This is a genomic window from Clostridium cibarium, assembly GCF_014836335.1.
Lineage (GTDB): Bacteria > Bacillota > Clostridia > Clostridiales > Clostridiaceae > Clostridium > Clostridium cibarium.
This window is the reverse complement of record NZ_JACSRA010000017.1, coordinates 66,777-93,512: the sequence shown is the minus strand read 5'-3', so window position 1 is coordinate 93,512 and position 26,736 is coordinate 66,777. Positions and strand designations below refer to the sequence as shown.

Below are 26,736 nucleotides of genomic sequence, written 5' to 3'. Positions count from 1 at the left end.
AAAGAGGATTCAAATTCTGAATCCTCTTTTAGCATTTTCGGCTAGTATCAAAATTTATTTTGATACAGCCCCTTTTTGTAAAAATTAAGGAGTATATTGCATATTCATGCTTGTTACTATATCATCCTCGGTATTTATCCAGAAGAGTAAAGCTCTAGTATACTTTGGCATTTCAGGATCTTGAGTTAATTCATTATTATATCTATTAATACAATTAGATACATAAATTTTAAAATTGTCTTTAGATATAGTTCTTAGTTCTGTTTTGTATTGAAATTCAGAATCAACTAGATATGAACAAACATTGATTTTGCAGTCCTTGGATAATTTGTATGTCTTTTGCTCTTTGTTATTTTCGCGTATATAATAGTCATTGCCCCATTCATAATCTGAAGGACTAAATCCATCTTTAGCATACTCTCTTTTAGCATCTTCATTTCTATAAAATTCAGTTTCATTAAATTTTATGAAAGTATCTCCATTCTCTTCATATATACTATCTATAAATCCAATTTTAGATGATTTAACAACTTCTTTTTTTTGTGTTGTAGGGATCTTTTGTTTAACCACCTTTTTTATTGTTAATGTTAAGTGTACAGTTCTTCCATACTCATCTATATAACCATCATAAGTAAAAGTGCCAGGGTTTGAAGTGTCAATGTTTTTTTGAGGCCATCTAATATTTACCGGATTAGTAATAGTGGCTTCGGGTATATTGGTTTGAGTTGGTAAATTGTAATCAGCTCCTTCAGAAATAGTATTTTCAAGTAATATAGGTGAAAAGTTCGATTTTATTTCCTCTAAAACTTTAGACATTGCATCTTTAGATACATTATTGTCAATAGCTAATTTTATAATGTAGTAGGCATCATCAAACCTTTTAGCATTCATGTAATTATCTTTAATTTGTAGGTAAGTGCTTTCGTTTGCTTTATCTTTTGAAATAGCTTTTTCGTAAGAGGTTCTAGCTTCAGGGTATTTTCCGGAGTGCAAAAATGCATTTCCTTCTTCAATTAATTGAAGAATTTCACTTTTAACAGAGTTTAAATCTTCCTTAACATTTTTCGCTACAACTATTTCTTTATCTTGTTTTGAGTTACAACCACATAGTGGAATGGCAATGAAAATAGAAAAAATGAATAATAATAAGACCTTTAATAAATTAATTTTTTTCATAAATTTCGACTCCTTGTTAGTTTATACTTAGATAATAAACTTGAAATATTTCTAAAAATAGAGAATATATTTCCAAGTTATTAACAAGAAAAAATAATTACAAAAGAGTAAATTCTATTTTTACAGTTACTATTTCGCCGTTAATAATATATATATTTCCACCATGGCTAGTCACAATTTGTTTGCTGATGTACAGACCTAATCCACTACTATAATTATCTGGAGATGAGTTAGTTTTTATAAATGGATCAAATATTTTGTTATATACATTTTCAGGAATTCCCATTGAACTATTGCTTATTTCTGCAAAATAGAAATTTTCTTTGCAGTAGCAATTTACTGAAATAATGTTGCTGTTAAATGAATATTTAATTGCATTATCAATAATATTTATAAATAATTGCTTAAGTTTATTTTGTTGCCCTAAAACAATACCATCTTCAATAGTATAATTAATGTTTAGTGAGTATTTATTTGCCTTTAAGCTCATATCTTCTATTATCTCTGAGATAAGGGGTTTCATATGTATTTCGCTTATAGCTTCTGATATCTGTGTTTGCCCCTTTGAAACTGTTATTAGATCTAGTACTAACTTATGGGCACGATCACTTTCCACGTATATTCTTTCAACAGCTCTTTTCTTAAAGTCTGGATCAATAACAATGTCATCCTTGAGCATTTCTGAATAACCAGTTATTGCAGTAAGTGGAGTTTTAAGTTCATGGGTAACATTGTTAAAAAATTCTTCTCTGTGCTTTTCTAAAGTTTCAACTTTTAATTGTTCTTCTTTTATAGTTTGAATCTGTTCTTTAATCTTATCTTTCATGTTAATAAATTCTTTAGATAGAATTCCAACTTCATCATTATGTTTGGACTTGATAGAAAAGTTATAATCACCTTCTTCTATTTTTTTTACTCCTTCAGTTAATGCTATAATTGGATGAGTTACTGTAGAGGTAATTAAAAGTGCAGTAAAAAAGATACATAGGAAAATAACAAGTTCTGATACAGTAATTAAGTTTATAGTGCTTAGATTACTTAGGTAAATATCATTATATTCCTTTTCTATAGTTAAAGTTCCAAGCTGTATATCATCAATATAAATGGGGTAAGATAATATTCCATAAACACTAGAATTTGAATATTTGATTAAGATTACTGCACTTCCATTTAATGCTTTAGTACTATTTTTGTCTATTTCAGTTCCAAATTCTACTGCAGTATTGCTTGCAAGTATTTTATTAGAGTTATCTCTTATTTGAATATTGCAAGAGTTATTTAATGATATATAGCTAACCAAATAATCAGCACCATTTTTGAGCTTATCTTCATTTGGTTCAGTAGAACTTAAGGAGTTTCTGTATTTAACAGATTCCATGGTACTGTTCATAATTTGAGAGACGGATTCTTTTATAGTATTCTCCATTCTTTCGTTTAAAATATTTCTAAAAGTAAGATTAAAAACAATTCCTGATGTTAATAAAATTGTTCCAATACCAATAGTGATTTTTGTTTTAATTTTCATTGTTATACCTCATCACATAGCCTACAGAAAAAACAGTTTCAATTAGTGATCTTTCATCTTTATCATCCAATTTACTTCTAAGTCTTCTTACATGAACATCAACAGTCCTTTCATCTCCATCATAATCGAATCCCCAAATTTGAGTTAGTAGTGTATCTCTAGAAAATACCTTGTCCCTATTTTTGGATAGGTATTCTAATAAATCATATTCTCTAGGCTTTAGTTTAACTAGTTCATTATTTTTATAAATACATCTACTTTCATAATTAATCTTTATATTATTTGTTAATAGAACGAATTTATCTTCGCATTTATATTTGTACTTATCAATTCGTTTTAGAGCATTTTTAACTCTTGCTAAAACTTCTTTTATGTGAAATGGTTTAGTAATATAATCATCAGCTCCAAGTTCTAATCCTAAAATTTTATCAACTATATCTGTGCGGGCAGTTAACATTATTATTGGAATCGAATAAGTCCTAGTAATATCCTTGCAGATATCAAAACCGCTTTCATCAGGAAGATTTATATCCAATAAAGCAATGGAAGGGTTAAAGGTTTTTAATAGTGCTCTAGCTTCTTTGCCGCTAAATGCACTTCGTACAGAGTACCCTTCTGAACGTAATGCGGATGACAGAATATCATTTATAGACAATTCATCTTCAACAACTAATACTTTATAATCATTATTCATATATATTTCTCCTTTAATAAACTACTAATTTTACTTTAACATATTAACATATAGTTATTGCCAATATTAATACATTTTTAGGTTTTTGGAATTAAAAAGACTATGATGGGTTAATATGATAAAATGTAGGTAAGTTAATATTTTATAATATAAGAAGTATGGAGTGGGAATTATGAGAACTAGCATAAATTCTGAAAATAAATTAACAATGCTTTCACAAATGTCAAATGATTCAAAGTTTCAAGTGCTTGAATATGATAAGTTGGAAGGAGCTACAGATATTGAAACTGCCTTTGGAATAAAGGTTATGAATGAAGCGGGAATTAAACTTAGGCAGGTTAGAATTATTCTAGAGGATAGTGCTGTAAAACTTGAAGCTGGAGCATTAAGTTATATGAAGGGTGATATATGCATTGAAAATAAAACTGGAGGAGTAATAGGACTTGGGAAAAAGTTTATTAATAGTAAGCTTACAGGAGAAGAGATGTTTAAGCCGACTTATGAAGGAAGTGGTGAAATCTTTTTGGAGCCTTCATTTGGACATTACGCCTTAATTGAGTTAGAAGACGAAGAAATAATTGTAGATGATGGTTTGTTTTATGCCTGTGAAGAAGAAGTAGAGGTTGGTGCAGCTATGCAAAAAAGTGTATCTTCTATGTTGTTTGGACATGAGGGGGTGTATCAAACAAGTCTTAGAGGAAGTGGTATAGTAGTTTTAGAATTACCTGTGCCAGAAACAGAGGTATTTAAATGCAAATTATTTAATGATTCAATAAAAGTTGATGGTAATTTTGTTGTACTTAGGACAAGTAACATAAAATTTACTGTAGAAAAATCATCTTCTGTAATAGGAAGTGCTACTAATGGAGAAGGTTTACTAAATGTATATTCAGGAACTGGAGAAGTGTGGCTATTGCCGACACAAAGTGTTTATTCAGATATTAAATTAATAGGGTTAAATGGTATGACTAATCCTGGTGGGAAAAGTAATACTGAGGTTTAAAATAGAGTGCTCTAATATAATAAAGTTGTGAATTAAAAAAGCATTAAGTATAATTGTATGTGAATATATAATATATTGTTAGGAGTGAAATTATGAGCACTTATGAATCAAAGATCAAAAGTGATGAAATGGATTTATTATTTAATGCCATTTTAAAGCTTAAAAATATAGAAGAATGTTATAAGTTTTTTGAAGATGTAGCCACAATTAATGAGGTGAAAGCATTAGCTCAAAGAATTCAGGTAGCTGAATTGCTTAGCGAAAAGAAAACTTATACAGAAATAGCTGAAATTACAGGAGCAAGTACTGCTACAATAAGTAGGGTAAATAGATGTTTGAATTATGGAAGTGATGGATATAACATGGTGCTAGAAAGAATTAAGGAAAGATAAAGTTGATATAATTAGTATTAAAGTTTATACTAATGTATAGAAAAAATAGAATATTAGAGATTAATATAGTGAGGTATTTTATATGAGTAGAATGTTTGGAACTGATGGAGTTAGAGGAATTGCTAATGCAGAATTAACAGCGCAGCTTGCGTATAACCTTGGGAGAGCTGGAGCATTTGTTTTAACTGAAGGTGCCCATAAACCAAAGATATTGGTAGGGAAGGATACTAGAATTTCAGGAGATATGTTAGAAGCTGCTTTGGTTGCAGGAATATTATCTGTTGGAGCTGAAGCTGTTGTACTTGGAGTCGTTCCAACTCCAGCAGTTGCACATCTTACAAGAAAATATGGGGCTGACGCTGGAATTATGATATCTGCATCACATAATCCAGTTGAGTATAATGGAATTAAGTTTTTTGATGACAAAGGCTATAAATTATCAGATGAATTAGAAGATGAAATTCAAAGTGTTATAGAAGGAGATTTCTATGGAGTGCCTAGTCCAGTAGGTGTTGGAGTAGGTAGAGAAATGATTGAAGTAGGTGCATTAGAGGATTATATAGATTTTGCTAAAGAAACTATTGCTGTTAATTTAGAAGGAATTAAAATAGCCTTAGATTGCGCTAATGGATCTGCATATAAAGCAGCTGTAAAAGCATTTAGAGAATTAGGTGCTGACGTATATGTAATAAATGACAACCCAGACGGAACTAATATAAATGAGAAGTGTGGATCAACTCATCCAGAGGAATTGATGGAGTATGTAGTTAAAAAGGGCTGTGATGTAGGCTTTGCTTTTGATGGAGATGCAGATAGATGTCTTGCAGTAGATGAAAAGGGAAATTTAATTAATGGAGACTTTATTTTAGCTCTTTGTGGAAAACATTTAAAAGAAATAAATAGATTGAAAGATAATACTATTGTAGTTACTGTAATGAGCAACCTTGGACTTGATATAGCCTGTGAAAAGTTAAATATTAAAACATTAAAGACTAAGGTTGGAGATAGATATGTACTTGAAGAAATGATTAAAGGGAAATATGTTCTTGGTGGAGAACAATCAGGACATATTATTTTCTTAGATTATAACACTACAGGAGATGGGTTAGTAACTGCACTTCAAGTGGCAGCTGTAGTTAAGAAGGAAAAGAAAAAGTTAAGTGAATTATGTTCTATCATGAAGGAATTACCACAAGTATTAGCTAATGCTACTGTTCCAAATGATAAAAAGAATATATACTTAGAAGACGAAGAAATTAAAGCTGAGATAAAAAGAATTGAAGAAACTTTACATGGAAAAGGTAGAGTTTTAATAAGACCTTCTGGAACAGAACCTTTAGTAAGAGTTATGCTAGAAGGAGAAAATCAAGAAGAAATTAATAAAATGGCTCATGATTTAGCTGATATGATAGTTAAAAAATGTAACTGATAGAAGAATGGCTCAATATGATTTGGAATCGTATTGAGTCTTTTTTTATATCATAACAATACATACAAATGATATTGTGGTAATATTAAAAAGAAAAAGGTAACATATTGTTAGTGTTCGGGAAAAATCATTGATAAATTAATAATAATTTGACGTTTTTTTGGGGTTGATTATTAAAATGATTTATTAGGAATACTCGTGGTATTAAATTAATAAAAATACAAGTAAAATGTTGACAATAAAAAAATATAGGGGTAAAATCTTATCAAAAGCACAACTGAATAGTTTCCTAGTATTAAAAATGCAAAGATGGAGAAGGTTATTTGGCATAAAAAAGTTTAAGAGAGTCAGTGGTTGGTGTGAACTGATACTTTTGGCTAAATAGGTATCACTCCTGAGCAGAATCCAGAAAGCTTTGTTTATAAGTGAGTAAGCGATATCCGGTGAGCATCCGTTATATGTAAGGGTTTGTTAGAACCGATTATGTTATATTTAGGCGGAGTATTATTCCACCTCTTATGATGTATATCATTAAGGGTGGTTTTTTTTATATACTATATAAAGCAATTATTTATTTAAATTAATGGTTCCGTTAATGTAAGGAGGGGGAAAAGATGGAACAAAAACATGTATTATCAGTTCTTGTGAAGAATTCATCTGGTGTGCTAAGTAGAGTAGCTGGATTGTTTTCAAGAAGAGGATATAACATTGATAGTTTGACAGTTGGTAGAACAGAAGATGAAAGAATTTCGAGAATGACGATTACTTTAAATGGGGACAATGATACTCTTGAGCAAGTACAAAAACAACTAAATAAATTAGAAGATGTAATAAAAATAATTAATCTTAAAGACAATAATTCAGTGTATAGAGAATTAGTGCTTATTAAAGTAGAGGCTAGTGCCGAAAAAAGAGCAGATATTAATGAAGTAGTTAAGATATTTAGATGTAAGATTATTGATTTATCTGTTGATACTTTAACTATTGAGTTGACAGGGGATGAGAATAAGATATCTGCATTAATTAAGCTTATGGATGAATATGGAATAAGGGAGCTAGTAAGAACAGGGGTAGCGGCTCTTGAAAGAGGAGATAGGACAATAGTAAGCTACGATGATTATTCTGATGAAATTTAAGTTAGTAATATAAATAGGCAATAATGAAATAAGGAGGGGCTTTAATGACAAATAAAAACATAAGCATTTTTGACTCAACCTTAAGAGATGGGGCACAGGGACAAGGAATTTCCTTTTCTTTAGAAGATAAGCTCAAAATAGTTAGGGCATTAGATGATATTGGGGTTACTTATATTGAAGCGGGAAATCCAGGATCCAATCCTAAGGATATGGAGTTTTTTAAAAGGATCAAGGAAGTAAAGCTAAATCGGGCTAAGATAGCTGCTTTTGGATCCACTAGGAGATCAAATATAAAAGCTGAGGATGATAAGAATATAAAAAATCTACTCTCGGCAGATACTGATGTAGTAGTAGTATTTGGTAAGTCGTGGGATTTTCAGGTTACAGAAATTTTAAAAACTACACTAGATGAAAATCTTAATATGATAAGTGATACTATAAAATATTTGATAGATAAAGGAAAAGAAGTAATATTTGATGCAGAGCATTTTTTTGATGGATATAAAGATAATAATGAATATGCTCTATCAACCATAAAGGTAGCGGAGAAGGCAGGGGCAAGCACAGTTGTATTATGTGATACAAATGGAGGGACGCTACCAAATGAGGTTAAAGATATAGCATCAGAAGCAATAAGCAATATAGGGGGCAATGTAGGTATACATTGTCACGATGATATAGGAATGGCGGTAGCTAATTCTATTGTGGCAGCACAAGTTGGGATAAATCACATTCAAGGTACATTTATAGGAATGGGCGAGAGATGTGGAAATGCAAATCTAAGTGCAATAATTCCAACTTTAAAGTTAAAAATGGGGCATGAAATAATTGATGATCAAAACCTTTCTAAATTAACTAGTGTTGCTAGATTCATAGCAGAAATCTCAAATATAACATTAAAAGATGAAACACCTTATGTAGGAAATTCAGCATTTGCACATAAAGGTGGAATGCATATAGATGCAGTTTGTAAAGATTCAAAATCATATGAACATATAATCCCTGAAAGTGTAGGGAACAAAAGAAGATTTTTAATATCTGAAGTTAGTGGGAAAAGCACTATTCTATCGGAGATTCAAAAAATATTTCCTCAGATATCTAAGGAAAGTAAAGAAGTTCAAATTATAACAGATAGATTGAAGGAATTGGAGTATGAAGGATATCAATTTGAAGGAGCAGAGGGAACTGTTGAATTAGTTATGAGAAAAATTATAGGTAAATATAAACCTTTCTTCAAACTAAATCACTTTAAGGTTTTTGCAGAACAGCCTTCAGATAATGGTGAATTTACTTCTTCAGTAATGATTAATGTAACTGTAGATGGAAAAGAAGAAATGAATGCAGCAGAGGGAGAGGGACCTGTAAATGCACTTGATAAGGCACTCAGAAAAGCATTGGAAGTATTTTATCCTCAGTTAAAAGATGTGAGACTGGTAGATTACAAGGTTAGAGTTTTAGACTCGGAGAGTGCTACTGAGGCAAAGGTTAGAGTTTTAATTGAATCTACAGATGGTGTGGAAAATTGGAGTACTGTTGGAGTATCTAGAGATATAATTCAAGCTAGTTGGATAGCTCTGGTAGACTCAATAGAATACAAACTAATAAAAGATATAGAAAGAAAAGTAAAAACATATTTTTAGGAGATGATTATAAAATGGGAATGACAATGACGCAAAAAATTTTAGCAGCTCATGCTGGATTAGAAAGTGTAAAGGCAGGACAATTAATTGAAGCAAAGCTTGATCTAGTATTAGGTAATGATATTACAACACCTGTAGCAGTTAATGAATTTTCAAAGTTTGGAGTAGACAAGGTATTTAATAAAGAAAGAATTGCTATTGTGCCTGATCACTTTACACCAAATAAAGATATAAAGGCAGCTGAGCAAGTAAAATATATTAGAGAGTTTGCTCATGAAAAAGAAATAGCTAATTTCTTTGAAGTGGGAGAAATGGGTATAGAGCATTGCTTAATTCCTGAAAAAGGATTAGCAGTTGCTGGAGATGTAGTTATTGGAGCTGATTCTCATACTTGTACTTATGGAGCACTTGGAGCTTTTTCAACAGGAATAGGATCAACAGATATGGCAGCTGGTATGGCTACAGGACAATGTTGGTTTAAAGTTCCTTCAGCACTTAAATTTGTACTTAAAGGTAAGCCTGCAAAATGGGTTAGTGGTAAGGATGTAATTTTACACATAATAGGAATGATAGGTGTTGATGGAGCATTATATAAATCAATGGAATTCGTAGGAGATGGATTAGAATATCTCTCTATGGATGATAGGTTTACTATGGCTAATATGGCTATAGAAGCTGGTGGGAAAAATGGGATTTTTCCAGTAGATGTAAAGACAGAAGAATATTTGAAAGAACATGCAAGCAGAGAATGGAAGAAGTACGAAGCTGATGAAGATGCTGAATATGATGAAGTTTATGAAATAGATTTAAGTAAATTAAGACCAACAGTATCATTCCCACATTTACCTGACAATACAAGAACAATAGATAATGTTGGAGAAGTTACTATAGACCAAGTTGTTATAGGATCATGTACAAATGGTAGAATGACAGATTTAAGAATAGCAAGAGACATTATAAAAGGTAAGAAAGTTAAAAAAGGAATTAGGTGTATAGTATTCCCGGGAACACAAAAGATTTATCTTCAGGCTTTGGAAGAAGGAATTATAAAAGATTTAGTAGAAGCAGGAGCTGTTGTTTCAACTCCAACTTGTGGTCCATGCTTAGGTGGACATATGGGAATATTGGCTAAAGGTGAAAGAGCTGTATCAACAACTAACAGAAATTTTGTTGGAAGAATGGGGCATGTTGAATCAGAAGTTTACTTAGCAAGTCCAGCAGTTGCAGCAGCATCAGCATTAACAGGGAAAATCACAGATCCAGAGTTGGTTTAAGGAGGATATATATAATGAAGGTAACAGGAAAAGTTTTTAAATATGGAGATAACGTAGATACGGATGTAATAATACCGGCAAGATATTTAAATACATCTGATCATAAGGAGCTTGCGGCTCATTGTATGGAGGATATAGATTTAAATTTTGTTAAAAAGGTTGAAGAGGGAGACATTATTGTAGCAAACAAAAATTTTGGTTGTGGATCTTCAAGAGAACATGCTCCTATAGCAATTAAAGCATCTGGAGTAAGTTGTGTCATAGCTTCAACATTTGCAAGAATTTTTTATAGAAATGCTATTAATATAGGATTACCAATACTTGAATGTGAAGAAGCCGTTAAATCTATTAATGTAGGAGATAAGTTAGAAGTTGATTTCACAACAGGTGAAATAAGGAACTTAACTAAAAATGAAACTTACAAAGGGGAGGCTTTCCCAGCGTTTATGCAAAACATTATAGATAACGATGGATTAGCAGGATATATAAGAAATAAAAAATAAGAAATGTTTAATAAGCAGTAAATAAAACAGGGGGTTAGAAATATGAAATATAATATAGCGGTTATATCTGGAGATGGAATAGGGCCTGAGGTTATTAATGAAACAGTAAAGGTGTTAAATTTAATAGGAGAAAGATCTGGCAATAGGTTTGATTATAAGTATTTGTTGGCAGGTGGATGTGCTATAGATAAACTTGGCACACCACTTCCTGAGGAAACTTTAGATGAATGTAAGAAGAGCGATGCAGTATTGCTTGGGGCTGTTGGAGGTCCGAAGTGGGATGACCCAGAAGCAAAAATAAGACCAGAACAAGCTCTTTTAGGATTAAGAGGAGGGTTAGGTCTTTACTGCAACTTAAGACCAGCAATTCTTTATGCTCCACTAAAAGATGCATCACCACTTAAAGAAAGTATTATAGGTGATGGAATAGATATACTTGTAGTTAGAGAATTAACTGGAGGAATTTATTTCGGTGAAAGAGGACGATGTTCAGATAATGGAGTTCCAGCAGCATATGATACTGAAAAATATAATGAAGATGAAGTGAGAAGAATTGCAAAAATTGGTTTTGAATCAGCTATGAAGAGAAAGAAAAAAGTTACTTCAGTAGATAAAGCCAATATACTTGAAAGTTCAAGATTATGGAGAAAAGTTATTGAAGAAGTTGCAAAAGATTATCCAGAAGTAGAAGTAAATCACTTATATATAGATAACACTGCTATGCAACTTGTAAGAGATCCAAAACAATTTGATGTAATAGTAACTTCAAATATGTTTGGAGATATATTATCAGATGAAGCTAGCATGATTACAGGTTCTATAGGAATGCTTCCATCAGCTTCACTTGGAGAAAACAGTTTTGGAATGTATGAACCAATTCATGGTAGTGCACCTGATATTGCAGGAAAAGGTATAGCTAATCCACTCGCAACAATTCTTTCTGGAGCTATGATGCTTAGAAATAGCTTTAATTTAGAGGATGAAGCTAAGCTTATAGAAAAAGCTGTTCAAGAGGTTTTAGAAGAAGGATATAGAACAGGAGATATCATGAGTGAAGGAATGAAGCTTGTTGGAACAGAAGAAATGGGTAAATTAGTTATGAATAAAATTGAGAAAGGGATGTAACTTATGAGAAGTGACTGTGTAAAGAAAGGTGCTTCAAGAGCCCCTCATAGGTCTCTTTTTAAAGCAGCAGGACTTACAGAAGAAGAAATAGACAGACCTTTAATTGGGGTAGTAACATCACAAAATGATATAATACCAGGACATGTTCACTTAGATCAAATCGTTGAAGGGGTAAAAAAAGGAGTGCTTATGTCTGGGGGAACACCATTAGTATTTCCGACTATAGGAGTATGTGACGGAATAGCTATGGGTCATGAAGGAATGAAGTATTCTTTAGTTACAAGAGAACTTATTGCAGATACTATTGAATGTATGGTAAAGGCACATGGATTTGATGCTCTAGTTCTTATACCAAATTGCGATAAGATTGTACCAGGTATGATGATGGCAGCATTAAGGCTTAATATTCCAGCTGTAATTGTAAGTGGGGGACCAATGCTTCCAGGAAAATTTAAAGGTGGAGATGTTTCTTTAACAACTGTTTTTGAAGCTGTTGGAGCATTTGAAAATGGAACAATGCTTGAAGCGGATCTTAAAGAATTAGAAGATAACGCATGTCCAACATGTGGGTCATGTTCAGGAATGTTTACAGCAAATTCAATGAATTGCTTGGCAGAAGTTTTAGGTTTAGCTTTACCTGGAAATGGTACAATACCAGCAGTTTATTCTGAGAGAATAAGACTTGCGAAGCAAGCAGGAATGGCAGTTATGAATCTTTTGGAAAAGGATATAAAACCAAGAGATATAGTAACTGAAAAATCTATAGAAAATGCATTAACTGTAGAGATGGCACTTGGATGCTCATCAAATTCAGTTTTGCATCTAACAGCTATAGCTAATGAAGCTAAAATTCCAATAAATTTAGATATTATAAATGAAGTTTCAGCTAGAGTGCCGAACCTTTGCCACTTAGCACCTGCATCTCAAGTTCATATTATAGATCTATATTATGCTGGAGGAATTGGGGCAGTAATAAATGAACTTTCAAAGAAAGATCTTGTTTATCTAGATTGCATAACAGCAACAGGAAAAACTCAAGGGGAAAATACTGAGGGGAAATATGTTAAGGATTATAGTGTAGTTATGCCTATAGATAAGCCTTATAGTCAAACTGGAGGAATAGCAATTCTTAGAGGAAATCTTGCTGTAGATGGGGCTGTGGTCAAGAGGTCAGCAGTTGCACCTGAAATGCTTAAGCATGAAGGAGCAGCTAAGGTTTTTGATTCGGAAGAAGAATCTATAGAAGCTATCATGAGCAAAAAGATAAAATCTGGAGATGTTATTGTAATTAGATATGAGGGGCCAAAGGGTGGTCCAGGGATGAGAGAAATGTTATCCCCTACATCCGCAATAGCAGGTATGGGGCTTGATAAAGAAGTAGCTCTTATTACAGATGGAAGATTTAGTGGGGCAACAAAAGGAGCTTCTATTGGACACGTATCGCCAGAGGCAGCTGAAGGTGGAATTATTGCTTTAGTTGAGGATGGAGACATTATTTCCATAGATATAGAAAGTGGAAAGTTAGAACTTAAGGTATCAGATAAAATTCTTGAAGAGAGAAGAAAAAAATTAAAGCCATTTGAACCAAAGGTTAAGGAAGGTTATTTATCTAGATATTCAAAGCTTGTTAGCTCAGCCAGTACAGGAGCTGTGTTTAAATAATAGTAATGATAAATTAAGGTGTAGAGACTTATAAAAAATTATGTTTTATGAAAAGGAGGGGGCTAGATGATTTTAACAGGATCTGACATAGTAATTAAATCTATTATAGATGAGGGAGTTGATCTAGTCTTTGGATATCCAGGTGGTCAAGTAATTAACCTTTATGATTCATTATACAAATATCAAGATGAGATAAAACATGTTTTAACATGTCATGAACAAGGAGCAGCTCATGCGGCTGATGGATATGCAAGAGCTACTGGAAAAGTAGGAGTGTGTATTGCTACATCAGGACCAGGAGCTACAAATTTAGTAACTGGAATTGCAACAGCATATATGGATTCAATTCCTTTAGTTGCTATTACAGGAAATGTACCAATGAACTTGCTTGGAAAGGATAGTTTTCAAGAGGTAGATATAACTGGGATTACAATGCCTATAACTAAGCATAATTATATTGTAAAAGATGTAAATAAACTTCAAGATGTAATTAGTGAGGCTTTTTATATTGCGAGAGAAGGCAGACCAGGACCGGTTTTGATTGATATTCCTAAGAACATTCAAATTGAAAAAACTGAATATAAAAAGAAAACTCCGTTAAGTATTGGAAGAAAAGAATTCACTATTAAAGAAGAGAAGATTGAACAGGCAATAGAGCTAATAAATAAAGCAAAGAAACCATTTATATATGTAGGTGGAGGCGCGGTTATAGCAGGTTGCAGCAGTGAAGTTTTAGCGTTAGCAGAAAAAATAAATGCACCAATTTGTAGTTCTTTAATGGGGATAGGAGTAGTTCCGAAGGATCATCGTTTGTATACTGGCATGATTGGTATGCATGGAACTAAAGCATCTAATATAAGTGCAACAAAGAGTGATTTGTTTATAGCTTTAGGAGCAAGGTTTTCAGATAGAGTAGTTGCAAGTGGAGAGTATTTGAGTAATGCTAAGATACTTCATATAGATGTAGATCCAGCGGAAGTAAATAAAAATGTAAAGGTTGATTTGTCTGTTATAGGAGATTTGAAAAGTGTTTTAGAAAGAATTATTCCAAAGGTTAAAGAAAATAAAAATGAAGAGTGGTTAAAGAATGCAGAGCATTTAAAAAGTTTAAGTGCATATAAAAAAGATGAAGAAAAAGAACTTACTCCAGAATATTTCTTTGAAGTATTAAATTCGCTAGATGATGGTAATTTAATAATTTCAACAGAAGTTGGTCAGCATCAAATGTGGACAGCGCAATATTTTAATTTTAGAAAACCTAGAACCTTTATTTCATCAGGTGGACTTGGAACTATGGGATTTGGGCTAGGAGCTTCAATTGGAGCACAGTTTGGAAAACCGGGAAGTAAGGTTGTAAATATAGCTGGTGATGGAAGCTTTATGATGAATTGTCAGGAGCTTGCTACAGCTGTTAAAAATAATTTGCCAGTAGTAGTTGTTGTTATGAATAACAATGTTTTAGGAATGGTTAGACAATGGCAAACATTATTTTTTGATGGAAGATATTCTCATACAACATTAGATAGGGAAACTGATTTAGTAAAGCTTGCAGAAGCTTTTGGAGCAACTGGATATAGAGTTGTAGAAAGAAATCAGCTTAAAGGAGTATTGGCAAAAGCTTTAAATAGTAAGGGACCAGTGCTCATAGATTATAGGATTGATTATGATAAAAAAGTATTTCCAATGGTTGCACCAGGTGCGCCAATTAATCAAATAATATGTGAAGAAGATATTTAAATTTTAGGAGGAAAAGAAAATGGTAAAAATGTATTATGAAAAGGACACAAATTTAGACTATTTAAAGGGAAAGAAGGTAGCTATAATTGGTTATGGTAGCCAAGGACATGCGCATGCGTTAAATTTACATGATAGTGGAATAGATGTAGTTGTAGGTTTGTATAATGGAAGTAAATCTTGGAAGGTTGCCGAAAATGATGGATTGAAAGTTGCAACAGTTCAAGATGCAGTTAAGGAAGCAGATATTGTAATGATACTTGTACCAGATGAAAAGCAAGCGGCTATATATAAGGAACAAATAGCTCCATATTTAGAAGGTGGAAATGCAGTAGCATTTGCACATGGATTTAATATCAACTTTGGTCAAATAGTTCCACCTGCAGATGTAGATGTATTTATGGTTGCTCCAAAGGGGCCAGGACATATGGTTAGAAGAACATATACAGAAGGATCAGGAGTTCCTTGTTTAATAGCAGTTCATCAAGATGCATCAGGAAATGCTAAAGATTTAGCGTTAGCTTATGCTAATGGAATTGGTGGTGCTAGATCAGGAGTACTTGAAACTACTTTCAAAGATGAAACTGAAACAGATTTATTTGGAGAACAAGCAGTTCTTTGTGGTGGTGTTACTGCATTAATAAAAGCTGGATTTGAGACTTTGGTTGAAGCTGGATATGCTCCGGAAAATGCTTATTTTGAATGTATGCATGAAATGAAGTTAATTGTAGATTTAATGTACCAAGGAGGTATGGCTACAATGAGATATTCGATTTCTGATACAGCAGAATATGGTGACTACATGATTGGTGATAGAATAATCACAGAGGAAACTAAGAAGGAAATGAAAAAGGTTCTTACTGAAATTCAAGATGGTACATTTGCAAGGAATTGGTTGATGGAAAATCAAGTTGGTAGACCAAACTTTAATGCAAAGAGGAGAATGGAAGCTGAACATCCAATCGAAAAGGTTGGTGCTGAATTAAGAGGCATGATGGATTGGATAAATAAAAAATTAGATTAGTTTAAAGTCCTGCATATTGCAGGACTTTTTTTTATAAGGTAAATTGTTTAGCTTGACTAATTAAAAACGTTTACTAAAAATATCAATGTGAAGAAAAAGTGAAGATTTTTATAAAAAAGTTGCAATTTAATATAGAAATGATTATTATGTTAGTTAGCTAAGCTAAACAAAATGGAGGTGGATAAAATTTTGACTACTGAAGAATCAGTGCAAGGTGTTTTTTTTCAAGCAGTTAGATTGGCCTTTACGAGAAGTCATATTTTGCTTGGGGAAAAAGGTATTCATCCTGGACAACAACATGTATTACTAAAACTATTAAAGAAAAATGGTCAAAGTCAAAAAGATCTTGCTAAAGATATGGGAATAAAACCAGCCACAGTAACTGTCATGCTTACTAGAATGGAAAAGGGTGAACTTATAGAAAGAAAAAAAGATGATAATGATCAAAGAATTACTAGAATCTTCATTACCAAAAAAGGTAAAGAAGTTTGTGAAGAAGTAAAAAAGATTGGTAAACAAGTCGAGGAAGAATGCTTTGAAAATTTTACTATTGAAGAAAAAGTATTATTTAGAAGATTGCTAATGCAAATAAGAGACAATCTAACAAAGGATTGTCCTAATATGAAGTGTGAGTAAGAGAAGGGGGATGTAAAAATATATGTTGAAAATGATTAAGTACATGAAAAAGTCGGCAGTATCAGTTATAGCAATAATAGCATTATTAGTTTTACAAGCTGTATGTGATCTTGCATTACCAGACTATACATCTAATATAGTAAATGTGGGAATACAACAACATGGTATTGAAAATGCTGTACCAGAAGAAATAAGTAAGAGTGATTTAGATAATTTGTTCTTATTTATGAATAAAGATGATAAGGATAAGATTTTAGAGAACTATACTTATTTGGACAATGCATCACAAGCTACAAAAAAGAGTATAAGTGGCGATGAACCAGTATATGAGTTAAATACAAAGGATCAAACTACTATAGATGAGCTAAATAATATATTTAGTAAACCAATGTTAGTAGTTTCTGTATTAACTAAAAATAGTGATGAAACAGCTTCAATGAAGGAGCAAATGATAGCTAATTTTCCACCACAAATGGTAAAGGCAGCTAATGGAGATGTATTAAAGCTTTTCTCAATGCTACCAGAGGAACAATTAAGTAAAGTTAGAGATGATATTAATAGCAAATTTGAAGAAATGCCAGATACAATAATAACTCAAGGGGCTGTAGCTTATGTAAGAGATCTTTATGATGATCTAGGAATAGATACAGATGGGCTTCAAAAGAAATATATAATAATTGCAGGAGCACAGATGCTTGGAATAGCACTTGTAAGCATGATTGCAACAGTTGCAGTTGGATTTTTAGGAGCTAAAGTAGCAGCAAAGCTTGGTAGAGATCTTAGAAGTAAGGTGTTTAAGAAAGTAGTGTCTTTCTCTAATACTGAATTAGATAAGTTTTCAACTGCTTCATTGATAACACGTAGCACAAATGATATTCAACAAATTCAATTACTAATGGTAATGATCCTTAGAATAGTATTCTATGCTCCAATACTTGGACTTGGTGGGGTAATAAAGGTGCTAAATACAAATACATCAATGGCTTGGATTATAGGTGTAGCTGTGTTAGTTCTTTTAGCTGTAATATTGTTACTATTTGCAATTGTAATGCCTAAATTTAAGTCGGTACAAAAACTTGTAGATAAGTTAAACTTAGTTACTCGTGAAATTTTAACAGGTATATTAGTAATTAGAGCTTTCAATACAGAGAAGCATGAAGAAAAGAGATTTGATGAAGCTAATAAAAACTTAACTAGAACAAATCTTTTTGTAACAAGAACAATGTCACTTATGATGCCACTTATGATGCTTATAATGAATGCAATTACAGTGCTAATTGTGTGGAGTGGCTCACATAGTGTTAATGATGGAACTATGCAAGTTGGAGATATGATGGCATTTATAACTTATACTATGCAAATTATAATGGCATTCTTGATGATATCTATGGTATCAATAATGCTTCCAAGAGCATCAGTATCAGCAGGGCGTATTGAGGAGGTATTACAAACTGAATTAACTGTAACTGATCCTAAAGAAAAGAAAACATTTGATTCTAGTAAAAAAGGAATAGTTCAATTCAAAGATGTAAGTTTTAGGTATCCAAATGCAGATGAAGATGTAATAGAGAATATATCATTTGTAGCAAAACCAGGAGAGACTACAGCAATTATAGGTAGTACTGGTAGCGGGAAATCAACACTTATTAATTTAATACCTAGATTTTATGATGCTACTAGTGGTGAGATATTAATAGATGGAATTAATGTTAAAGATGTATCTCAACATGATTTAAGAGAAAAGATAGGATATGTTCCGCAAAAGGGAGTTTTATTCTCTGGAACAATAGAGTCAAACTTAAAATATGGTAAGAAGGATGCAACTGAAGATGAGGTTGAAAAGGCAGCTGAGATAGCACAAGCCACTGAATTTATTTCTTCAAAACCAGAGAAATTTAAGACGGAAATTTCTCAAGGAGGAACAAATGTATCTGGAGGACAAAAACAAAGATTATCAATAGCAAGAGCTATAGCAAAAGATCCACAAATATATATATTTGATGATAGTTTCTCGGCACTTGATTTTAAAACTGATGCAACTTTAAGAAAAGCGTTGAAGAACGAAACTTCCAATAGTACAGTGTTCATAGTAGCACAAAGAATAAGTACAATTTTAAATGCAGAACAGATTATAGTTTTAGATGAAGGTAAAGTAGTTGGGATAGGGAATCACAAAGAGCTTCTAAATAATTGTGAAGTATATAAGCAAATAGCTTTATCACAGCTTTCAAAGGAGGAGCTAGGAAATGAGTAATAGTGAAAAGAATAATAAGAGTAGAGGTCCAATGGGTATGGGTAGAGGCCCAATGGGAGGAAATGTAGAAAAGGCCAAAAACTTCAAAGAAACTATGAAAAGTCTTATGACTTATCTTAAGCCATATACATTATCTATAATAATAGTTGTAATATTTGCAATCGGTAGTACCGTATTTACAATAGTTGGACCAAAGATATTAGGAAAGGCAACAACAGAAATATTTAATGGTCTAGTATCAAAGACAACTGGTGCTGAGGGAGCCGGTATTGATTTTGATAAGATAGCAGGAATATTATTAACCTTATTAGGATTATATGTAGTTAGTGCATTATTAGCTTTTGTACAAGGATTTATTATGAGTGGAGTAACTCAAAAAGTTTCATATAACCTAAGAAAAGAACTTGCTGAAAAGATAAATAGAATGCCACTTAAATATTTTGATACAAGAACTCATGGAGAAGTTTTATCAAGAGTTACAAATGATATAGATACAGTGAGTCAAAATTTAAATCAAAGTATGACTCAAATGATTACATCTGTTGCTATGATTATTGGAGTATTAGCAATGATGTTATCAATAAGTATACCTATGACTATTGCGGCTTTATTAATACTACCTATTTCGATGGGGTTAATAGGCGCAGTTGTTAAGAAATCACAAAAGTACTTTAAATCTCAACAAGAATATTTAGGACATGTAAATGGTCAGGTTGAGGAAGTATACGGTGGACATAATATAGTAAAAGCATTTAATGGTGAAGAAGAAGCTGTAAAAGAATTTGATAAATATAATAACACATTATATGATTCAGCTTGGAAGTCACAATTCTTATCAGGTATGATGATGCCTATAATGACTTTTGTGGGTAATATTGGATATGTAATGATATCAATACTAGGTGGATGGCTTGCTATTCAAAAAGCAATTGAAGTTGGAGATATATTATCATTTGTTCAATATGTAAGGAGCTTTACTCAACCTATAGCGCAAGTAGCACAAATTGCTAACTTAATGCAATCAACAGCAGCTGCAGCTGAAAGAGTATTTGAATTTATAGCTGAAGAGGAAGAAGAACAAACTGTTCCAAATCCAGTATCTCCAAACGGCCTTGAAGGTAGAGTTGACTTTAAAGATGTTCACTTTGGATATAATCCAGATAAGACAATAATAAATGACTTTACTGCTAATATTAAGCCAGGGCAAAAGGTTGCGATAGTTGGGCCTACAGGTGCAGGTAAGACTACAATAGTTAAGCTTTTAATGAGATTCTATGATATAAATAGTGGGGATATATTAATAGATGGCAATAGTATAATGAACTTTAATCGTGGTGAATTAAGAGAGCTTTTTGGGATGGTGCTTCAAGACACATGGTTATTCAATGGAAGTATTAGAGAGAATATAAGATATGGTAAGTTAAATGCAACAGATGAAGAAGTTATAAAAGCAGCTAAAGCAGCTCATGTTCATCACTTTGTTAAAACATTACCTGATGGATATGATATGGAATTAAATGAAGAAGCTAGTAATGTATCTCAAGGACAAAAACAATTATTAACTATAGCTCGTGCAATACTTGCAGATCCTAAGATATTAATATTAGATGAAGCAACAAGTTCAGTAGATACAAGAACAGAAGTATTGATACAAAAAGCTATGGATAATCTTATGGAAGGAAGAACAAGCTTCGTAATTGCTCATAGATTATCAACCATCCGTGATGCTGATTTAATTCTTGTTATGAAAGATGGAGATATAATAGAGCAAGGAAATCATGAGGAGTTATTATCTGCTGGTGGATTCTATTGTGATCTTTATAATTCTCAATTTGAAAATTCAGAGATAGCTTAATATATATTAGTGGTATGAATTATGTTTATATTTTGTTATGTGGAGATGGATCTCTTTATACTGGATGGACAAATAATTTAGAAAAAAGATTCAAAGATCATTGTAATTCTAAAGGGGCCAAATACACTAGGGGTAGAGGCCCTCTAAAGATTGTTTATTTTGAAACTTTTGAGGATAAAGTAGATGCGATGAAGCGAGAATATGCTATTAAAAAGCTTAGAAGAGAAGAAAAGGATAATTTGATTAAAAATTTCAAAGAACATGTTGACATTGATTAGGAAAGATGTATAATTATATGTAATTAAATAAATAAGTTTATCTTATTAAGAGTGGTGGAGGGACTGGCCCTTTGAAGCCCAGCAACCTGTAATTATTTATTACGTGGTGCTAAATCCTGCAGGTTTATCCTGACAGATAAGAGGAATTAGTAGTCTCATTATGACTATATATTTGACTAACAATAGTCGCTTCTTATATAAAGAAGCGGCTTTTTTTATTTTGAAAGGGGGCTAATTATGAATTTGAATTTTGAAACAACAGTAGTAAGAGGTGCATCAGGAGGGGATAGGCATACTGGGGCAATAAGTTTTCCTATTTATCAAAGTGCAACCTTCAAGCATCCTGCATTAAATGAAAGTACAGGATATGATTATTCAAGACTTCAAAATCCAACTGTAGAAGAATTAGAAAAGACTGTAGCTTTATTAGAAAATGGAAGGTATGGGTTGGCGTTTGCAACAGGTTTAGCAGCTATAAACTGTATTGTGCATCTTTTTAAAGCTGGGGATCATTTAGTTATTTCAGAAGATCTATATGGAGGTACATTTAGACTTTTTGGAAGTATTTACAAGGAGCTTGGTATAGAATCAACGTTTGTAGATACTAGAGATTTTTTAGCAGTGAAAGATGCTATTAAGGAAAATACTAAAGGGATATTTATAGAAACTCCATCTAATCCATCGCTAAGAGTTACAGACATAAGAGGCATTGGAAGGATAGCTAAGGAGAAGGACTTGATATTTATCGTTGATAATACTTTTCTTACTCCTTATTATCAAAAACCATTAGATCTTGGAGCTGATTTAGTTATTCATAGTGGAACGAAATATTTGGGAGGACACAATGATGTTTTAGCTGGATTAATAGTTGCAAAGGATGATAGATTTATTGAAAGATTAAGATATATTAATATGTCTACAGGAGCAACAATAGGGCCTTTTGAAGCTTGGTTAGTTTTAAGAGGAATAAAGACGCTGCACATACGTTTAGAGAAGTCAGAAGAAAGCGCTATAGTTATTGCTAACTGGTTAAAAGAACAAGATGAAGTTTCGGATGTATATTATACAGGATTGGAAGAACATGAGGGATATGAAGTGAATAAATCTCAAAGTACAGGATTTGGTACAACTTTATCCTTTAGAGTTAAAGATAAAAAACTTGTAGAAAAAATATTAAAAAGAGTTAAGGTTGTATCTTTTGCAGAAAGCTTAGGGGGGGTAGACACACTTATAACGTATCCATTTACTCAAACCCATAGTGAAATACCAGATGATCTTAGAAAAAGACTTGGGGTAGATGAATATTTACTGAGATTATCTGTTGGTATTGAAAATATTAAAGATATATTAGATGATTTAAAACAAGCAATAAAGGGGGAATAGAAATGAGGATAGGGACAAAATTAATTCATTCAGAAGGAAGTATAGATAAAAATACAGGAGCTTTAAGTACACCGATATATCAAGCATCAACATTTCATCAATTTGATATAGATAACTTTGGAAAATATGATTATTCAAGATCAGGGAATCCGACTAGGGATGTTCTGGAAAATTTAATTGCGGAACTTGAAGGTGGAGATGGAGGATTTGCTTTTGCTTCAGGAATGGCAGCAATATGCTCAGTATTAAGCATATTTTCCGCTGGAGATCATATTGTAATATGTGGAGATGTTTATGGTGGGACTTATAGAGCTGTAACAAAGTTATTTTCTAGATTTAATATACAGCATACTTTTGTAGATGCAAGTAATTTAGAAGAAATAAGAGATGCAATAAAAGAAAATACAAAGGGATTATATTTAGAAACACCATCAAATCCGTTATTAAAGATAACAGATATAAAAGATGCAGTAAAGGTAGCTAAAGCAAAGGATATTATAGTAATTGTTGATAATACTTTTATGTCTCCCTTATTGCAGAGACCTATAGAACTTGGAGCAGATATTGTGGTTCATAGTGCAACTAAGTTTATAGGGGGACATAGTGATGTAATATCAGGATTAGTTGTAACTAAAAATAAAGAATTAAGTAGTGAAATTAGACAAATTCAAAATACATTTGGAGCTGTTTTAGGGCCACAAGATTGTTGGCTTCTTATTAGAGGGCTTAAAACATTAAAGGTTAGAGTACTTGAATGTCAAAAAAATGCAGAGATTCTAGCTAAATGGCTTCAAGATAGACCAGAAGTAGAAAAAGTATACTATCCGGGGCTTGAAGGTCATCCAGGGAGAGAGAGTCATTTAGCACAATCTTATGGTGGAGGAGCAGTATTATCATTTAAATTTAAGAGCCTAGAAAAGACAAAACACTTCTTGAATAATGTAGAAAATGTAGGAGTAGCAGTAAGCCTTGGAGGGGTAGAAACTATAGTATCATATCCAGTTAAAATGAGTCATGCAGCTATTCCTAGGGAAGAAAGAGAAAAACTTGGAGTAACTGATACTTTAATACGAGTTTCAGCAGGACTTGAAGATATTGAAGACTTAATTGAGAGTTTTGAAAAGGCGATAAATTAGTTTTGCAAGGTTTAAGATGAAGCAAATTATGCTTCATCTTAAATGATAGATTAAGTCTATTATGGTAACTAAAATGTAAGAAATTTAATAATATAATATATAGACAAAAATATTAATTGTGATAAAATAATCAATAGGTATGAAATAAAGTGAAGGAAGTGATTTTATAAAAGATAATAAAAGTATTTTAGAATAAAGCGCCAGAACTTAAGTAAGTATTGCCAAATCATAGATTTGGAAGTTCGTTTAAGTTGACGAGGTTGGGGAGTATCGAATACTTCGGCGGGTGCCCCACGGTATCGCACTACCGTAAACGGCTGACAAAGCTATGGAGTGATCTATAGTACAAATTCAGCCTGGTGTTAAAACCTTCATATAAAGTTTTAGATTTCTAAGATTATCATACCTTTGTCATTTTTGTTAGGACGAAGCTTTAATGAGGACTAAAAAATTAAATAATTATGAAAAAGGAAGGTAGAAATAATATGTGCGGAATAGTAGGATATGTTGGAAAGAAGAGAGCAACAAACTTCTTAATTGATGGATTATCAAAGCTAGAATACAGGGGGTATGACTCTGCTGGTGTGGCTGTAGAAAATGATGGGAAAGTTACTGTAGTAAAGCATAAGGGACGTCTTTCTAATCTTAGTGATGATTTAGATAAAAATGTTCTAGAAGGAACTGTAGGGATAGGGCATACTAGATGGGCTACTCACGGAGAGCCTTCAGATATAAATTCACATCCACATAAAAGCTCAAAGGGTAATATAACTGTAGTTCATAATGGAATTATAGAAAATTATCTTGAACTAAGAAAATGGTTAAAAGAGCAGGGATATGAGTTTAAATCACAAACAGATACAGAAGTAGTACCAAATTTAATTCATTATTACTATGAAGGAGATCTTTTTAAAGCAGTTGTAAAGGCAACAGAAAGACTTGAAGGAAGCTATGCTTTAGGTGTAATTTGTGGAGATGATCCAGATAAGGTAGTTGCAGTAAGAAAAGATAGTCCATTAATAGTAGGGCTTGGAGAAGGTGAAACATTTATTGCTTCAGATATTCCAGCAGTAATTAGCTATACAAGAAATGTATATCTTTTAGATGATAATGAATTCGTATTAGTTACTAGAGATGGAGCAGAGGTTCTAAATAGTGACGGGTCAAAGATAGATAAAGAAGTGTATAAAGTAACATGGAGCGCAGATGCTGCTGAAAAAGGTGGATATGACTCATTCATGATGAAAGAAATACACGAACAACCAAAGGCTATAAGAGATACTTTAACTGGTAAAATCTCAAATAATGGGGTTTCTTTTGAGGGATTTAACCTAACAAAGGAAGATTTAGATGGAGTAGATAGAGTATATATAGTAGCTTGTGGAACTGCATATCATGCAGGGCTTATGGGAAAAGTAGCAATAGAAAAGTTTGCAAAGATTCCAGTAGAAGTAGATATAGCTTCGGAATTTAGATATAGAGAGCCATTAGTTACAAACAAGACATTGCTAATAACTGTAAGCCAATCAGGAGAAACTGCTGACACATTAGCTGTTTTAAGAGATTGTAAGAAAATTGGAGCTAAAACTTTAGCTATAACTAATGTAGTAGGAAGTACTATATCAAGAGAAGCTGATAATGTTATATACACAATGGCTGGACCTGAAATAGCAGTTGCTTCAACTAAGGCATATACAACTCAAGTTGTTGTAATGAATTTAATTGGGATGTATTTTGGACAGTTAATGGGAAGCTTAACTAATGAATCAGCAAAAGAATTAGAAGAAGCTTTAACATTACTTCCAGAAAAGATTGAAGAAGTATTAGCTAAGAAAGAAGAACTAGAAGAAGTAGCTAAGATTTTAGCTAAGGAGCAAGATGTATTCTTCTTAGGAAGAGGAGTTGATTATGCTCTAGCTTTAGAAGGATCTTTAAAGCTTAAAGAAATAACTTATATTCATTCAGAAGCATATGCTGGAGGAGAGCTTAAGCATGGCCCAATAGCATTAATAGAAGAAGGAACAAAAGTTATAGCTTTATTAACTCAAACTAAGCTTAGAGAAAAGATGGTAAGTAATATAGTAGAAGTTAAGGCTAGAGGAGCTGAAACTATAGGAGTTGCTTATGAAGGTGATGAAATAGATGAATCAGTATTTAATAAAATTGTTAGAATACCAAAAGTATTAAATATGGTAGCACCAGTTGTAGCAGCAGTTTCATTACAATTACTAGCTTACTATACAGCTAAGGAAAAGAACTTTGATATAGATAAGCCAAGAAATTTAGCTAAGTCAGTAACAGTTGAATAGAAATAGATAAATATTTTATATTATTGTAGCAAACAATAAAGTATGTCTATAACAATAAAGTGTGTCCATAACAATAAAGTTAGTCTAAAAGTGTAGTGAAAAAGTCACACTCTTTAGAATTATAAATATAAATTAACCAAAGTTATTATATTTTCTCACAATTTTATATGGAGATGAAAAAATCGAGGATGAAATTAGTGAGTTAATAAATGAGTATAAAAAAACTGAGAAATGTCTCAGCCTAGGTCTTAGTTGGTCAGGTGATAATGATTTTGCTAGAGCAAAATTAGAATTTGTTAAGGTAATAATTAATGATCTTGAAAATCTATCAAAAAAAGTAATCTAATAAATGTATTTATATGAAAAGTATTAGATATTGTTTTGTAGTAGATTTTATTGGAGAACTATACACCACTGAAGTTGTAATTATCTTTGTCAAGTAGATAGGGTGGTAAAAAATGTAAATTTATTACAAATATGTGGTCTAGTTGTACACTCATAAGAAACTCGTATCAGTAATAAAAAACTCATGTTATTCATGAAAAAGTCATGTTAAAAGTCAGGAATT

21 protein-coding genes and 1 riboswitch are annotated in these 26,736 nt (G+C 32.2%); of the genes, 18 read left to right on the top strand and 3 right to left on the bottom strand.

Features of this window, described 5'->3' with window-relative positions:
- Positions 1–84: 84 nt before the first annotated feature.
- The 3 genes from H9661_RS11555 to H9661_RS11545 all read right to left on the bottom strand — a co-directional run bounded on the left by H9661_RS11555 (position 85) and on the right by H9661_RS11545 (position 3,395).
- Positions 85–1,176, bottom strand: a complete 1,092-nt coding sequence (locus tag H9661_RS11555; protein WP_143317001.1) for an Ig-like domain-containing protein — start codon at positions 1,174–1,176, stop codon at positions 85–87.
- 97 nt (positions 1,177–1,273) lie between these two features.
- Positions 1,274–2,701 (bottom strand): sensor histidine kinase, encoded by a 1,428-nt coding sequence (locus tag H9661_RS11550; protein WP_191768872.1) that lies wholly within the window; start codon positions 2,699–2,701, stop codon positions 1,274–1,276.
- Entirely contained in the window at positions 2,691–3,395 is a 705-nt protein-coding gene (locus H9661_RS11545; protein ID WP_191768870.1) for a response regulator transcription factor, read from the bottom strand. Before H9661_RS11545 ends, H9661_RS11550 begins: the two co-directional genes overlap by 11 nt.
- A gap of 172 nt (positions 3,396–3,567) precedes the next feature.
- Between H9661_RS11545 and H9661_RS11540 the strand changes: the two genes are divergently transcribed.
- The 18 genes from H9661_RS11540 to glmS all read left to right on the top strand — a co-directional run bounded on the left by H9661_RS11540 (position 3,568) and on the right by glmS (position 26,168).
- Positions 3,568–4,398, top strand: a complete 831-nt coding sequence (locus tag H9661_RS11540; RefSeq protein ID WP_143317006.1) for an AIM24 family protein — start codon at positions 3,568–3,570, stop codon at positions 4,396–4,398.
- A 92-nt stretch (positions 4,399–4,490) separates the two neighbouring features.
- The gene (locus H9661_RS11535; protein WP_143317008.1) at positions 4,491–4,790 is read left to right on the top strand and encodes a YerC/YecD family TrpR-related protein; all 300 of its coding nucleotides are present in this window, start codon (positions 4,491–4,493) and stop codon (positions 4,788–4,790) included.
- Positions 4,791–4,872: 82 nt separating this feature from the next.
- Positions 4,873–6,219: a phosphoglucosamine mutase gene (glmM, locus tag H9661_RS11530; RefSeq protein WP_191768868.1), complete on the top strand. Its 1,347-nt coding sequence runs from the start codon at positions 4,873–4,875 to the stop codon at positions 6,217–6,219.
- Between the two features lie 614 nt (positions 6,220–6,833).
- Positions 6,834–7,355 carry an acetolactate synthase small subunit gene (gene ilvN / locus H9661_RS11525; RefSeq protein WP_143317012.1) on the top strand — a complete coding sequence of 174 codons (522 nt, stop codon included), beginning with the start codon at positions 6,834–6,836 and terminating at the stop codon, positions 7,353–7,355.
- Between the two features lie 44 nt (positions 7,356–7,399).
- Positions 7,400–8,995, top strand: a complete 1,596-nt coding sequence (gene cimA / locus H9661_RS11520; protein ID WP_143317013.1) for a citramalate synthase — start codon at positions 7,400–7,402, stop codon at positions 8,993–8,995.
- 14 nt (positions 8,996–9,009) lie between these two features.
- Positions 9,010–10,269, top strand: coding sequence for a 3-isopropylmalate dehydratase large subunit (gene leuC / locus H9661_RS11515; protein ID WP_143317015.1), 1,260 nt, complete (start codon positions 9,010–9,012; stop codon positions 10,267–10,269).
- A 14-nt stretch (positions 10,270–10,283) separates the two neighbouring features.
- Positions 10,284–10,772 (top strand): 3-isopropylmalate dehydratase small subunit, encoded by a 489-nt coding sequence (gene leuD, locus H9661_RS11510; protein ID WP_143317017.1) that lies wholly within the window; start codon positions 10,284–10,286, stop codon positions 10,770–10,772.
- Between the two features lie 42 nt (positions 10,773–10,814).
- On the top strand, positions 10,815–11,897 hold the full coding sequence (gene leuB / locus H9661_RS11505) for a 3-isopropylmalate dehydrogenase (protein WP_143317019.1): 1,083 nt from the start codon (positions 10,815–10,817) through the stop codon (positions 11,895–11,897).
- Positions 11,898–11,900: 3 nt separating this feature from the next.
- Positions 11,901–13,559, top strand: a complete 1,659-nt coding sequence (gene ilvD, locus H9661_RS11500; RefSeq protein WP_143317020.1) for a dihydroxy-acid dehydratase — start codon at positions 11,901–11,903, stop codon at positions 13,557–13,559.
- Between the two features lie 66 nt (positions 13,560–13,625).
- Positions 13,626–15,296 carry a biosynthetic-type acetolactate synthase large subunit gene (gene ilvB, locus H9661_RS11495; protein ID WP_143317022.1) on the top strand — a complete coding sequence of 557 codons (1,671 nt, stop codon included), beginning with the start codon at positions 13,626–13,628 and terminating at the stop codon, positions 15,294–15,296.
- Between the two features lie 19 nt (positions 15,297–15,315).
- On the top strand, positions 15,316–16,317 hold the full coding sequence (ilvC, locus tag H9661_RS11490) for a ketol-acid reductoisomerase (RefSeq protein ID WP_143317024.1): 1,002 nt from the start codon (positions 15,316–15,318) through the stop codon (positions 16,315–16,317).
- Positions 16,318–16,506: 189 nt separating this feature from the next.
- Complete coding sequence (locus H9661_RS11485; protein ID WP_243129614.1) at positions 16,507–16,953, top strand: MarR family winged helix-turn-helix transcriptional regulator; 447 nt, start codon at positions 16,507–16,509, stop codon at positions 16,951–16,953.
- A gap of 22 nt (positions 16,954–16,975) precedes the next feature.
- Entirely contained in the window at positions 16,976–19,207 is a 2,232-nt protein-coding gene (locus H9661_RS11480) for an ABC transporter ATP-binding protein (protein WP_143317028.1), read from the top strand.
- 31 nt (positions 19,208–19,238) lie between these two features.
- Positions 19,239–21,062, top strand: a complete 1,824-nt coding sequence (locus H9661_RS11475) for an ABC transporter ATP-binding protein (protein ID WP_423738985.1) — start codon at positions 19,239–19,241, stop codon at positions 21,060–21,062.
- 14 nt (positions 21,063–21,076) lie between these two features.
- On the top strand, positions 21,077–21,340 hold the full coding sequence (locus H9661_RS11470; protein ID WP_143317031.1) for a GIY-YIG nuclease family protein: 264 nt from the start codon (positions 21,077–21,079) through the stop codon (positions 21,338–21,340).
- 39 nt (positions 21,341–21,379) lie between these two features.
- Positions 21,380–21,483: riboswitch (SAM riboswitch) on the top strand.
- A gap of 94 nt (positions 21,484–21,577) precedes the next feature.
- A complete protein-coding gene (locus tag H9661_RS11465; protein WP_143317033.1) occupies positions 21,578–22,723 on the top strand; it encodes a trans-sulfuration enzyme family protein in 1,146 nt (381 codons plus the stop codon).
- Positions 22,724–22,725: 2 nt separating this feature from the next.
- Entirely contained in the window at positions 22,726–23,859 is a 1,134-nt protein-coding gene (locus H9661_RS11460; RefSeq protein WP_143317035.1) for a trans-sulfuration enzyme family protein, read from the top strand.
- 485 nt (positions 23,860–24,344) lie between these two features.
- Entirely contained in the window at positions 24,345–26,168 is a 1,824-nt protein-coding gene (glmS, locus tag H9661_RS11455; protein ID WP_143317129.1) for a glutamine--fructose-6-phosphate transaminase (isomerizing), read from the top strand.
- Positions 26,169–26,736: the final 568 nt, after the last annotated feature.